Genomic DNA, 11837 nt, shown 5'->3' on the forward strand with positions numbered 1-11837 from the left:
TAGTCAGTGTTATCTTTTTATTGTTTTTGAGAGGGTTTAAGCGTGCAAACAACTTTTCGTCAGTTTCCTGCCACTCGTATGCGTCGAATGCGTGCCGATGATTTTTCTCGTCGTTTAATGCGTGAAACTGAGTTAACACCCAACGACTTTCTAGTACCTATTTTTGTACAAGAAGGTACTAATGCGCGTGAGCCTATTCCATCTATGCCGGGTGTAGATCGCTTAAGTATCGATTTGCTTGTTCAAGAAGCACGAGAACTAGCAGCTTTGGGTATTCCTGGTATTGCACTTTTTCCTGTGGTTGGCCAAGAAGGTAAAAGTGAATTTGCTGAAGAAGCCTACAGTGCTAATGGTTTAGTACAGCGCAGTATTAAAGCGGTTAAAGATGCCGTGCCAGAAATGGGCATTATTACTGATGTTGCGCTTGATCCTTACACTACTCATGGACAAGACGGCATTATTGATACCCAAGGCTATGTACTTAATGATCGTACTGTTGAAACACTGGTTAAACAAGGTTTGTCTCATGCAGAAGCAGGTGCCGATATTCTAGCTCCTTCAGACATGATGGATGGCCGCATTGGTGCTTTGCGCCAAGTGCTAGAGCAAGAAAATCTAGTGAATACACGCATTTTATCCTATGCCGCCAAGTATGCTTCAGCCTATTATGGGCCTTTCCGAGATGCCGTTGGCTCTTCTGCAAACCTAGGTAAAGCCGATAAAGCTAGCTATCAAATGGATCCTGCTAATAGTGATGAAGCCTTGCACGAAGTAGCCTTAGACTTGGCTGAAGGTGCTGATATGGTCATGGTTAAGCCAGGTATGCCTTATTTAGATATAGTGCAGCGAGTAAAAACTCAATTTGGTGTACCCACCTTGGTTTATCAAGTCAGTGGCGAATATGCCATGCACATGGCAGCAATAGAAAAAGGCTGGCTAACAGAAGCCGTTATGATGGAAGCACTGGTTTGCATGAAGCGTGCGGGTAGTGATGCCATTTTAACTTATTACGGTAAGCGTGCAGCACAACTATTGAATCAATAAACTTAAAAGGCAGGGATAGATGACGATAAAACCAGAAGCAACCAGCTCTCAAGCGGCAAGTGTTCAAACTCCACTAGCAAGTACACCACGAACCAATTTGCGAATTAATCAAAGCAAAAGCGGTGTACGCAGACGAAAACCAGATGCCAGCATAGACTTGGATGCTCCTGATTTATATTTTAATCGTGAACTATCCCACCTACAGTTTAATATTCGTGTGTTAGAACAGTCTTTAGATGCTAGCCACCCGCTTTTAAACCGACTGTTTTTCTTGCTTATTTTCTCTAGCAATTTAGATGAGTTTTTTGAAATTCGTGTGGCTGGCTTGCGCCATCAAGTCGCCCTAGATAGAGAGAAGTCAGCTATAGACGGTATGCGTCCTAGCGAAGTATTAAAAGAAGTTTCTCGGTTATGCCATGAGCAGGTAGAACGCCAGTACAAAATTTTAAATGAAGTGCTCATTCCAGCAATGGAAAAAGAGCAGGTGCGCTTTATTCGCCGTGAGCAATGGACAAAAGAACAGTCTAGCTGGGTTGAAGAGTTTTTTAATAATGAAATACTGCCCGTTATCAGCCCTATCGGCCTTGACCCTTCCCACCCCTTTCCACGATTGGTTAATAAAAGCTTAAATTTTATAGTTTCCTTAGAGGGCAAAGATGCCTTTGGGCGTGAAGGCGGCTTAGCTATTTTGCCAGCTCCTCGCTCCTTACCACGCTTATTACGCCTACCGGATGAGTTGTGTGAAAGTGGTGATAATTTTGTTTTTTTATCTTCAATGATTCATGCCCATGCGGAATCATTGTTTCCTGGTATGCAGGTTAAAGGTTGCTATCAATTTAGAATTACCCGCAATGCAGATCTAGCCGTTGACTCCCATGATGTTGCTGACCTAGCCAGTGCTTTGCGTGGCGAGCTTTTATCTAGGCGTTATGGAGATGCAGTAAGGGTTGAAGTGGCAGATAACTGCCCAGAAGAGCTAGCTCAGTTTTTACTAAGACAATTCTCCTTAACCGATGAAGACCTCTATCGGGTAAATGGGCCTGTTAACCTTAATCGCTTAATGGCAGTGATGGGTCAAATAGAGCGTCCAGACTTACAGTACAAACCTTTTACACCTGGCCTACCTAAGCCACTACGAAAAGAAGAAGGCTCAATCTTTAATGCTATTAGGCAAAATGATTTATTGCTCCATCATCCTTTTGAAAGCTTCTCTCCTATAGAAGATTTGTTGCGTGAGGCAGCTAATGATCCAGACGTTGTAGCCATAAAGCAAACCCTTTACCGCACAGGAGCAGATTCCAATATTGTTAGCGCACTTGTAGAGGCTGCGCGTAATGGTAAAGAGGTCACCGTTGTTATAGAGCTACGCGCTCGTTTTGATGAAGCTGACAACTTAACCCTAGCTAGTCGTTTGCAAGAAGCAGGCGCTATCGTTATCTATGGTGTGGTTGCTTATAAAACCCATGCCAAAATGATGCACTTGTTACGTCGAGAGCAGGGGCAGTTGCGTCCTTATGCGCATTTAGGGACAGGTAACTATCATGCAAAAACTGCACGTCTTTATACCGACTATGGCTTGTTAACAGCTAATAAAGACATTTGCGAAGATGTACACAAGGTATTTTTACAGTTATGCGGCATGGGCCAGGTCTTAAATATGCGCAAGCTGCTGCATGCACCTTTTACCCTGCATAAAAAGCTGGTTGACATGATCGATAAGGAAACTGAGTTAGCGAATGCAGGTAAAAAGGCTCGCATTATTATTAAAGTGAATGCAGTTACTGAACCTAAGTTAATTAAAGCCCTTTATCGTGCTAGCCAAGCAGGTGTCGAAATTGATTTGATCGTCCGGGGTATCTGTTGTTTAAAGCCAGGTATTCCAGAGGTATCAGATAACATTAGAGTTCGCTCTATTATTGGTCGTTTCTTAGAGCATACACGCGTTTTCTGTTTTTATAATGACGGGCAGGAAGAAGTTTATTGTGCCAGTGCTGACTTAATGGAGCGTAACCTTTTTCATCGAGTTGAAACCTGTTTTCCTCTTCTTGATGCTCGTTTAGCTAACCGGGTACGAAAAGATTTAGAAACCTACTTATTAGATAACTGCCAAAGCTGGGAATTACTAAGTGATGGTAGTTACTTGCTCAACTCGCCAGAAGAAGGTGAAGCTGAAGTGAGTGTTCAAGAAACCTTGTTAGATGCTTATGCAGAAAAGCTAAGCTAGCTGTGTTTATTAAGTTAATAGGGTTGGTAAAAGGGCTTGGCTTGGTGCTAGGCTGCTGCTATTGCTTTAAGGCATTAAAGAGATTTAATTGGAGGAAGAATGACTAAACAAACAATAGATGTAACACCTCAAGTGGCTGGGTTATGTTGGATAAAACCAGACCAATGGTCACGCTTACTTGAAGTGGCAGAAGACCGAGCTAGCTTAGAAGCAACCTGGCAGGAGTGGGAAGCTAAAAGCCTAGAAATGATTGAAGTATTTGCTACGCGTAATATTTTAATTGAAAAAGTAGAAGTTGATGTTGAAGCTTTAATTAGCTGGTGCCAAGAGCGCGAAAAGCCTGTTAATGCTTCAACGCGTGCTGAATATGTTACGGCTTTAATGATGGAGCAAAAAAAGCTAAAAGCCGACCAAACAACACGCCACTAATGTGATTAGGGCGTTTGTTGTTCAAGGGTTGTTAGCCAAGCTGGGTCTAAATAATTAAGTTCCGTATCCATATTTAGCTGGTGCATCTGTTCTTCAGTGGCCAACTTGTCTACTTTTAATTCAAGTAGTGCTGTGTCATCACCTTCTAAACGATGCATTTGCTCGAGTGCTAGATGATAAAAGCGCAGCAGTTTTAAGGCTTCAGGGCTGTTTTTTTCTGACAAAGCTTTAATTTGGTGCATTTTATTGGTAACGCGCATTAGGTTGCGCTTTAAATGCCAGCCGTAGATAGCTTCTCGCATAAAGGGCTGTTGACTAAATACCAGCTTAATCATTAACAGGGTTGCGACTAATCCCAGCAAAACACCCGCTAGGTTAAGGTGAAAATTATTGCCACCGGGTGTGCCCCAAATAATCACTAGCAGGCTTGAAAGCCCCATGGCTAAAGCAGCAAAAACTATAATTAAAATAAAACTACTTTTACGCGTTCGTTGACGGTAATCCGCTGGGTCTAGGTTTTGCAGGGTAAACATTGTTTTTCCTTAAGCCGGCTCTGCTACTTGAGCAGTTAGCTTAACCGTTTGGGCTAATTTAATTAAGCTATTAGAAGTTGCCTGCCAGTCTAAACAAGGGTCAGTCATAGATTGCCCATAAGTTCCTTCACCTGCCTGCAAAGGCTGTTGTCCTGCCACTAAAAAGCTTTCTAACATAACACCTAAAATGGGTTGGTTAGCTTGCAACTGTTGCCCCACGCTTTCTAACACCTCTTGCTGGCGCTCGGCTACCTTACCGCAGTTAGCATGGCTAGCGTCAATCATTACTCGGTGGTTAACACCCGCTTTAAGCAGAGCTTGGCTGGCTGCAGTTACTTGTTCTGGGTAGTAGTTAGGGCCAGCATTACCACCACGCAATACTAAATGGCTGGACTGATTACCGGGTGAATTAGATAAAACTAACTGTCCATGACTATTGATGCGTGTAATTTGCTGAGGCTGAGCTGCTGCTTTAATGGCATTGATTGCGACTGAAAAACCACCATCAGTACCATTTTTAAAGCCGAGGCTGCCAGGTAATTGGCTGGCCATTTCACGGTGGGTTTGTGATTCAGTGGTGCGTGCACCTAGGGCGTACCAACTCACTAAATCTTCAAAGTAGGGAGCTAAAAAAGGGTTTAAGGCTTCAGTTGCTAGGGGTAAGCCTAGCTGCGCTATTTGCAGCATTAGTTGGCGAGAAACCAGCAAACCCTTGTTGAGATTATTACTAGCATCACGGTCTGGGTCGTTTACCATACCCTTCCAACCTAAGCAGGTGCGGGGTTTTTCTAGGTAAACACGCATGACTAATAAGAGTTTATCGGCGACTTTTTCTTGTAGCTTTACTAGGCGTTGAGCGTAATCCAGGCTGGCTGCGCTATCGTGTGTAGAGCAAGGGCCAACCACTACAATTAAGCGTTTGTCTTCACCGCTAATAATTTTTTGAATGGCTAAACGCTGTTTTGCTATTTGCGCTTGCAGGTTAGCTGCTAGCGGCAGTTGTTGAGTGAGTTCAGCAGGTGTTGTAATACTTTGTTCATTAGTAGTTGTAGATAGTTTGCTATTCATTACCAAATTTTCCTTATAAAAAAACCCCGGTGATTAGACTGCACCGGGGTTTTTTTATATGCCTGGGCAGCCACTAGGCGCCCGCAAAAAATCTCAGACGCGACAAATTCTGCTAAACCAATAGCCATAAAAAGAAACGCTAGCTTGTGCTAGGTGTGTCTTTTGGTTAATAGAATTTTGCTGCATAGTTTGCTGCCTTCGATTAAATATTTGTTTACTTGGCAACCAAGATAAACGCCCTAATTCACTTATGCAAGTTTTTCTGCCAAACCTTGCACTGGATAGAGGGTATAAATACGAAAAAACTCCTCTCTGGAGAAGTTTTGAATAAGGTTTTTGCTATAAGCAATTTTACGGTTTTTCTGCAGGTCAAAGCCCTTGTAATTTAATAGCTGCAAGCAGTCAGCACAGACTTGGCGTGAACTAGCTAGATGAGCGCCTAGAGGTAGATTCCCTGTGCGGCGAGTGCTCACCCAAACGCTGGTGTTTACTTCCCAAGCTTGAGTCACTTTACACTGGGCTAGGTGGTAGTCTGAGGCTGATTCTAGGTAAATGGCGACACGGGTATTTTTTAGTCCCCAGGTGGTATCGGCATAGTATTTAAGGCGATGTAGGGGAAGCAGTTTACCTTGTTGGTCTAGTTCTGATCTTTCTTTACCTGTGAGGTGTTTGTCTGGGTTAAACAATTCAAAATGCCCAGCTTTACGCGCGCCCATACTAAGGCGTAGCTGTTTGAAGGGTTCGAATTCTGTGAAGTTTGGCAGTTTCATTGGATTAACTAGGGCTTAGTTTTTTCTAGGCTAACAGGCTGGCGCTGCTCTTCTAAAATGGCACGAATACGTGAGTCGGCATCGGTACGCACTCGAAATTCTACGCGGCGGGAAAGCTCATTGTTCTCACTCCCATCACTGTTAAAAATAGGTTGTGAAGAAGATAAGCCATTAGCGGTTAAATTATGTTTTAGCCATTCTTGCTCTTGCATTACCGCAGGTAAATTAATGACGTAATCTAAGCTGGAACGGGTTCTTTCTTGCGAGAGGCGCATATTGTTTATATAGGCTTCATTTGCGGTGCGCGCATTGGTCCAATCGCGTGAAGTGTGGCCTTCGATGCGCACTTCTTCGATATCTTCACGGTAATCTGCTGAGGTAATAACTTCGACATAACGAGGGAAAAAATCACTTAAAATGCTTTCAAAGGCTGGCCTTAGTTGAGAAGAACCAACTTCAAACAAGACCCCGCTATCTTGAAAGCTAATGACTAGATCTGGGGTGAGTGTTGCTCCCCAGCGGGGTAAATCCTGCTCAAATTCATCCAGTAAATCTTGGTAGAGCATCTGCCTTAGATCAAGATAAATTTCTGCGACTTCACGCATCCGCTCACTTTCTTTTTTAACTATCACCATAAATACCACAGACACTAATAAAAACACCATCATCAGTGCAGCCATTAGGTCACTAACGGAAATCCAGTGAGCACCTTCTTCATCGGCAAGTGCTTCTTGCTCTTGGTTGCTTAGCAGGCTCATTAAGCGCCCCCAGCTTTGCTATTTTTGTCTAGCTGTTCAGCAACCTTAATTAATTCACGCAGCTTGTCCGTTAAAGGGGTGTAGTCGCTGACAAATTTCTCTGAAAGCGCAGCAAGTTGGCTACCAAAGGTTTGTAGCGAATGGGTAAGCTCATGTTCTAAAGCGGCATCTAAACGCACCAGCTGTTGTTCGGTTTTATCTAGGGTGCGGTCGGTCAGAGCTTGCTGACGGGCTAGCTGCTCATCTAGGCGTGGGCCTAAAACTTGGTTAAGTGTTTCTACGCTATCGGCTACACGTTTAGCTGAACCATCAATCAAACGTTGCATTTGGGTATGTTGTTTATCTAATTGGCCTGCCAAACCATCCGTTAAGATATGTATGCGTTCTTCAAGCTTAGGTAACCCACCTCCCGCTTTGTTGACTAGGTTAGCTAAAGAATCTAGGTAGTTACCCAAAGATTCTGACTGGACTTGTAAGCCACTCATAACACTGCCTAGGGTTTCAGCAACTTGGTTAAAGGCTTGGGTATGCTCCACCATGGTTTTGTAAGCTTCGGTGGCCTTGTCTAAAACTTTGCCATTGGCTCTTTGTTCGTTTAAGAGTGCTTCTAGCTCTTGTTTGTAGTTGTCTTGCCATTGCAGCATTTGTCCTACGGCTTCATTAAGCTGTTGGAAGTTTTCACCGTACTGAGTGCCTATTTGTTGGTTAAAATCGGCTAACAAACCTTGCAGGGCAGTGATTAGGGCTTGGGAGTTGGCATCGGCCATTTGTTGTTGGTAATCACCTATGCCTTGGGCAAAAGTTTTTAAGCTGGTTTCTAAGCGTTGGTCGGTGGTTTTTAAGTATTCATCTACTTTGGTTAGCCCTGAATCTTTGAGTAATAAACGAATATCACCTAATAAAGTGGCTAGGTCATCTATTGTTGCGCCTGTCACCTGTACGCTGCCGTCCATGCCTCTTACATGGTTAAGCACATGACGCATTTTTATGGTCATAGCACCTAATAAACCGGCGATGGATGACCAAAAAGCGGTTTTTAGGCCTTCAATTAATTGGGGTACGCTGGCTTCTACATCGGCAGCATCAAAGTTCATTAGCCCTAGAGCAATACCTAAAAAAGTACCAAAAATACCCACGCTGGTAAGAATGGAAGGGGCAGCATTAACGGTGCGCAGAGAATAAACAGGCCCATGAAAGTAGGCGGTCATGGCGGTGATAAGAAAAATAAAAAATAAGGTTAGTGGTGAAAAAGCACTTATAAAGTTCATAAAACGTTTATTTCTCTAGGATTGTTTAATGGTTGTAAGGCAATGCTTTAACAACCCGCTAGTAGAAGGATCAAAAGCTTCGGGATTAACCTGCTGGTCTTCAGCCAATAATGCCTGCTCGGTGGCTAACGCAATTTTTTTACCTAGCTCAACGCCCCATTGGTCAAAGGGGTTAATATTCCAAATGGCTGCTTGTACAAAAACCTTATGTTCATAAAGAGCAATTAGCTGACCTAGGCTATAGGGGGTTAACTCATCAATTAACAGGGTGCTAGAGGGTTGGTTGCCTCGGTAAAGTAGGTGTGGCATGGGTTGGTCAGATTCAAGCTTAGGTACAGCCGCATCTCCTAGCATCAGTAAGCGAGATTGAGCAAAACAGTTAGCTAAAGAAAGCCTATGCTGATCCTGAAATTTCTTTCTGGCTTCTGGGTCTTCTATTTCATGGTAACGGTGTACAGGGGCAATAAAATCACAGTTTACGGCTTCTGTACCCTGGTGTAAAAGCTGGTAAAAAGCATGCTGAGCATTCGGGCCTAGTTCACCCCAAAGTACCGGGCAGGTAGCGTAATCGACTGCTTCGCCTTTAAGGCTGGTACTTTTGCCGTTAGATTCCATTTCTAGCTGGGTTAAATAATCTGGAAAATATTTTAAGCGGCCATCGTAGGGCAAAATAGCTTGGGCACGAATGTTTAAAAAATTGATATTCCAAATGCCACTTAAAGCCAGTAAAACAGGCAGGTTGTCGATTAGTCGGCTAGTGGCAAAGTGTTGGTCTAGCGCATGGGCTCCAGCTAGCAGCTGGCGAAACCCTTGCATACCTATTTGCAGTGCAATGGGTAAGCCTATGGCAGACCAAAGTGAATAACGTCCGCCAACCCAATCCCAAAACAATAGCTGGTTTTCTTCTGCTATCCCCCATTGGGTCATTTTTTCTGTTGAACCTGAAACACCAATAAAGTGCTGTTTTAAAACGAGCTCTTCATTACCTAGTTTATCAACCAACCAATGACGCGCAGTTTTGGCATTGGTTAGGGTGTCGATGGTGCTAAAAGATTTAGAAGAAAATATAAATAGGGTGGTGGCAGGGTTAAGTTCTTTTAAACTTTCGGCTAGCTGTGAGCCATCAATGGTTGATGCAAATTGAATTTTTACAGGGCTAATATTTTTGGGCTTAAAGTCAGCTAAAGCATGACAAACCATGAGGGGGCCTAAATCTGAGCCACCCACACCAAGGTTAACAACATGGGTAACGGGTAAGCCAGTAACACCACGCCACTGGCCAGCATGAATTTTTTCTACTAGCTGCTGCATTTTATCTAAGCTAGCTTGTATGCCTAGGTTGATATCTTGGCCATCAACCCAAAGTTCTTCATTAGCGGGTAGGCGTAAAGCTGTGTGAAGTGCAGGTCTTTTTTCACTTAGGTTAATGGGTTGGCCAGTCAGCAGGTCGTTAATTTTAGTGCTTAGTTGGCACTCTTCAGCCAGTTGTAACAGCAATTGTAGCGTTAATGGCTCAATGCGCTGTTTGGATAGGTCTAACAGCAGGCCATCAAAGTGGCGACTAAGCTCTTGGTAACGCTGGTCATTATTACTCATTTCGCGTAGGTGACGATCACCCATTTGTTTGGCTTCTTGTTGTAAAGCGTACCAACTGGCTAAGTTGCTGGGGCGTGACATAGTTAACATTTCCTTGCTAGATCTTTTAGGAAGTTTACCTTTTTGTAGGCGCTATCCGCTACAATGCGTAGGTCTATTCCATTACAGGGCATTTTTTGTGAATAAATCCAAATTTTTTTCATGGTTACAATATTTAATACCACAGCATTTACTATCTCGTTTCACTGGCCGTTTAGCTGAGTGTCGTATTGGTTGGATTAAAAACCAGCTTATTAAAGTATTTATTAAACGCTTTAATGTCGATATGAGCGAGGCTTTAAATGAAGACCCTAGCAGCTATGAAAATTTTAATGACTTTTTTACGCGTGAATTAAAACCTGGCGCGCGTGAAATCTTAGCAGATCCTACCCAGTTAGTTAGCCCTGCCGATGGTGCCATTAGCGAATTAGGTCAATTACAGCATGGTCAGCTTATGCAGGCTAAAGGTATTAATTATAGCCTTACGCGTTTGTTAGGTGGTGATTTAGAAAAAGCACAAGCCTTTATGGGGGGTAGTTTTGCTACCATCTATTTATCACCCAAAGACTACCACCGAGTACACATGCCTTTGCAGGGTCGTTTGTTAGAGACGATTTATGTACCTGGTAAATTGTTTTCAGTTAATCAAGCCACTGCCAACCATGTGCCCGGATTATTCGCCCGTAATGAGCGCCTAGTGTGTTTTTTTGAAACCCCTGCAGGCCCTATGGCACTTATTCTAGTGGGTGCCATGATAGTGGCAGGTATAGAAACGGTTTGGGATGGTCAGGTTGCACCCCCAGCACGCAAAGTAACAATAAAAGATTTCAACGATCCACAACCAATCGTGTTAGAAAAAGGTGCCGAGATGGGCCGTTTTAAATTAGGCTCCACGGCAATTCTAGTGTTTGGACCAGACGCTCTAGAATGGCGTGAAGACTTACAAAATGGTACTCCAGTTAGGCTAGGTGAAGCTTTAGCCAAGCTTAAAAGTTAAATTTAAAAGCTGAAGTTAATTGCACCAAAAACTGTGCTGACTTGCTTTTTATCGACTAGCGGACTGTCAGTAATACTATTTGGCAGTCTGCGAGTGGTAGCAACGAGCATAAGCGATGTCTTAGGATTAATAGTGTAACTAGCTAGTAAACTCGCCCTTAGCTGCACACCACCTTTAGCTTCAAAGGCTGGGCGATCTAAAAAGGCATTAGCTTCATTTTTTGTAACCCCAAAATAATAATCTAATAACTGGTTACTTTGCCAAGTGACATGAGTTGAAGGGACTAGCATAAACTTTTTGCTCATAGGAATAATACGCGCGTAACCCACGCCTGCAGAATAGCCTTTATGGCGCCCCAAAGTGTCAGTCACTACCCTAGCAGAAAAGCGGTTATAACCCAGTTGTAAAGCAGAACCTAAGCCCATATCCAAAGACCATTGGCGTTTTTCCATGCCTTGTAAGTAGTAAGAATCTGAAGCCTTGTAACCTTCCATACGTAAAGAGCCGATAGCAGAAACAGTAAAACGCTTACCTCGCTCTCCCTTTTTCCACAAGTGCAAACCGCCTTCAATGCCTCTAAAGTACCCCTTATCCCCTTGGTAATTTATATAGGCAGGTAAAATATTGGGGTTTGAAGAAACGCTACGATAAGGACTTTGACCCTGAGCAAACCCGACACCTACGCCTAATTTGGCTTGTAAATTAAAGCTAAACAACAAGCTGCCAAGGGTAAATAAAATAACTTTAAATCTCATCTTTTACTCACTTGGATTCAACTTGCTAGTGCAACAGCCTGTAATTCTTCAAACAATACTTCATTTGGTGTTTTCATTCCAAGTGTTTTCCTAGGTCGGTTATTTAAACGATGCATAATGAATTCAAAATGCTCATCATCTAAGTGCTTAAAGCATGAACCTTTGGGGCAGTATTGACGTATTAAGCCATTTGTATTTTCATTCAATCCACGTTGCCAAGAAGCATAAGGGTCTGCAAAGTAAAAGTCACAATTCAGTGCTTTTGCAATGGCTTGATGCTCAGCAAACTCTTTACCATTATCTGCCGTTAGAGTATGTACTAAACCAACAGAAGCAAAGGGTGTTAACAACTCGAT

12 protein-coding genes are annotated in these 11837 nt (G+C 43.1%); 4 read left to right on the top strand and 8 right to left on the bottom strand.

Annotated features, from left to right (window positions below; all coding sequences use genetic code 11):
* The first annotated feature begins 42 nt into the window (after nucleotides 1-42).
* The 3 genes from hemB (at nucleotide 43) to BP27_RS0111250 (ending at nucleotide 3697) form a co-directional block, all read left to right on the top strand.
* Nucleotides 43-1044, top strand: coding sequence for a porphobilinogen synthase (gene hemB / locus BP27_RS0111240; protein ID WP_027851637.1), 1002 nt, complete (start codon nucleotides 43-45; stop codon nucleotides 1042-1044).
* Between the two features lie 19 nt (nucleotides 1045-1063).
* On the top strand, nucleotides 1064-3268 hold the full coding sequence (ppk1, locus tag BP27_RS0111245; protein ID WP_036240141.1) for a polyphosphate kinase 1: 2205 nt from the start codon (nucleotides 1064-1066) through the stop codon (nucleotides 3266-3268).
* Nucleotides 3269-3367: 99 nt separating this feature from the next.
* Nucleotides 3368-3697: a hypothetical protein gene (locus BP27_RS0111250; protein ID WP_027851639.1), complete on the top strand. Its 330-nt coding sequence runs from the start codon at nucleotides 3368-3370 to the stop codon at nucleotides 3695-3697.
* A gap of 5 nt (nucleotides 3698-3702) precedes the next feature.
* On the opposite strand, the gene BP27_RS0111255 is transcribed toward BP27_RS0111250, so the two are convergent.
* The 6 genes from BP27_RS0111255 to pgi form a co-directional block, all read right to left on the bottom strand.
* Nucleotides 3703-4230: a DUF3087 family protein gene (locus BP27_RS0111255; RefSeq protein WP_027851640.1), complete on the bottom strand. Its 528-nt coding sequence runs from the start codon at nucleotides 4228-4230 to the stop codon at nucleotides 3703-3705.
* 9 nt (nucleotides 4231-4239) lie between these two features.
* Entirely contained in the window at nucleotides 4240-5298 is a 1059-nt protein-coding gene (locus tag BP27_RS0111260) for a 3-deoxy-7-phosphoheptulonate synthase (protein WP_027851641.1), read from the bottom strand.
* A 248-nt stretch (nucleotides 5299-5546) separates the two neighbouring features.
* On the bottom strand, nucleotides 5547-6068 hold the full coding sequence (locus BP27_RS0111270) for a hypothetical protein (RefSeq protein WP_027851642.1): 522 nt from the start codon (nucleotides 6066-6068) through the stop codon (nucleotides 5547-5549).
* A gap of 8 nt (nucleotides 6069-6076) precedes the next feature.
* Nucleotides 6077-6826, bottom strand: a complete 750-nt coding sequence (locus BP27_RS0111275; protein WP_036240144.1) for an OmpA/MotB family protein — start codon at nucleotides 6824-6826, stop codon at nucleotides 6077-6079.
* Entirely contained in the window at nucleotides 6826-8094 is a 1269-nt protein-coding gene (locus tag BP27_RS0111280) for a hypothetical protein (protein WP_027851644.1), read from the bottom strand. The genes BP27_RS0111275 and BP27_RS0111280 overlap by 1 nt, the downstream gene beginning before the upstream one ends.
* 15 nt (nucleotides 8095-8109) lie before the next feature.
* Nucleotides 8110-9771 carry a glucose-6-phosphate isomerase gene (gene pgi, locus BP27_RS0111285; RefSeq protein WP_027851645.1) on the bottom strand — a complete coding sequence of 554 codons (1662 nt, stop codon included), beginning with the start codon at nucleotides 9769-9771 and terminating at the stop codon, nucleotides 8110-8112.
* 97 nt (nucleotides 9772-9868) lie between these two features.
* On the opposite strand from pgi, the gene asd reads away from it, so the two are divergent.
* The gene (gene asd / locus BP27_RS0111290) at nucleotides 9869-10726 is read left to right on the top strand and encodes an archaetidylserine decarboxylase (RefSeq protein ID WP_027851646.1); all 858 of its coding nucleotides are present in this window, start codon (nucleotides 9869-9871) and stop codon (nucleotides 10724-10726) included.
* Nucleotides 10727-10728: 2 nt separating this feature from the next.
* Here the strand turns inward: asd and BP27_RS0111295 are convergent, their stop codons facing one another.
* Together BP27_RS0111295 and BP27_RS0111300 are read right to left on the bottom strand one after the other, a co-directional pair.
* Nucleotides 10729-11481: a MipA/OmpV family protein gene (locus BP27_RS0111295; protein WP_027851647.1), complete on the bottom strand. Its 753-nt coding sequence runs from the start codon at nucleotides 11479-11481 to the stop codon at nucleotides 10729-10731.
* Between the two features lie 17 nt (nucleotides 11482-11498).
* Nucleotides 11499-11837 (bottom strand): IS30 family transposase (locus BP27_RS0111300; protein WP_160169827.1); only part of this gene is annotated, 339 nt, incomplete at its 5' end.

It is taken from the genome of Marinospirillum insulare DSM 21763, from assembly GCF_000686905.1.
GTDB lineage: Bacteria > Pseudomonadota > Gammaproteobacteria > Pseudomonadales > Halomonadaceae > Marinospirillum > Marinospirillum insulare.

Coding starts and splice junctions, on each gene's coding strand:
- ppk1 (WP_036240141.1), top strand. CDS start 1,064: ATGACGATAAAACCAGAAGCAACCAGCTCTCAAGCGGCAAGTGTTCAA.
- BP27_RS0111250 (WP_027851639.1), top strand. CDS start 3,368: ATGACTAAACAAACAATAGATGTAACACCTCAAGTGGCTGGGTTATGT.
- BP27_RS0111255 (WP_027851640.1), bottom strand. CDS start 4,230: ATGTTTACCCTGCAAAACCTAGACCCAGCGGATTACCGTCAACGAACG.
- BP27_RS0111260 (WP_027851641.1), bottom strand. CDS start 5,298: ATGAATAGCAAACTATCTACAACTACTAATGAACAAAGTATTACAACA.
- BP27_RS0111270 (WP_027851642.1), bottom strand. CDS start 6,068: ATGAAACTGCCAAACTTCACAGAATTCGAACCCTTCAAACAGCTACGC.
- BP27_RS0111275 (WP_036240144.1), bottom strand. CDS start 6,826: ATGAGCCTGCTAAGCAACCAAGAGCAAGAAGCACTTGCCGATGAAGAA.
- BP27_RS0111280 (WP_027851644.1), bottom strand. CDS start 8,094: ATGAACTTTATAAGTGCTTTTTCACCACTAACCTTATTTTTTATTTTT.
- pgi (WP_027851645.1), bottom strand. CDS start 9,771: ATGTCACGCCCCAGCAACTTAGCCAGTTGGTACGCTTTACAACAAGAA.
- BP27_RS0111295 (WP_027851647.1), bottom strand. CDS start 11,481: ATGAGATTTAAAGTTATTTTATTTACCCTTGGCAGCTTGTTGTTTAGC.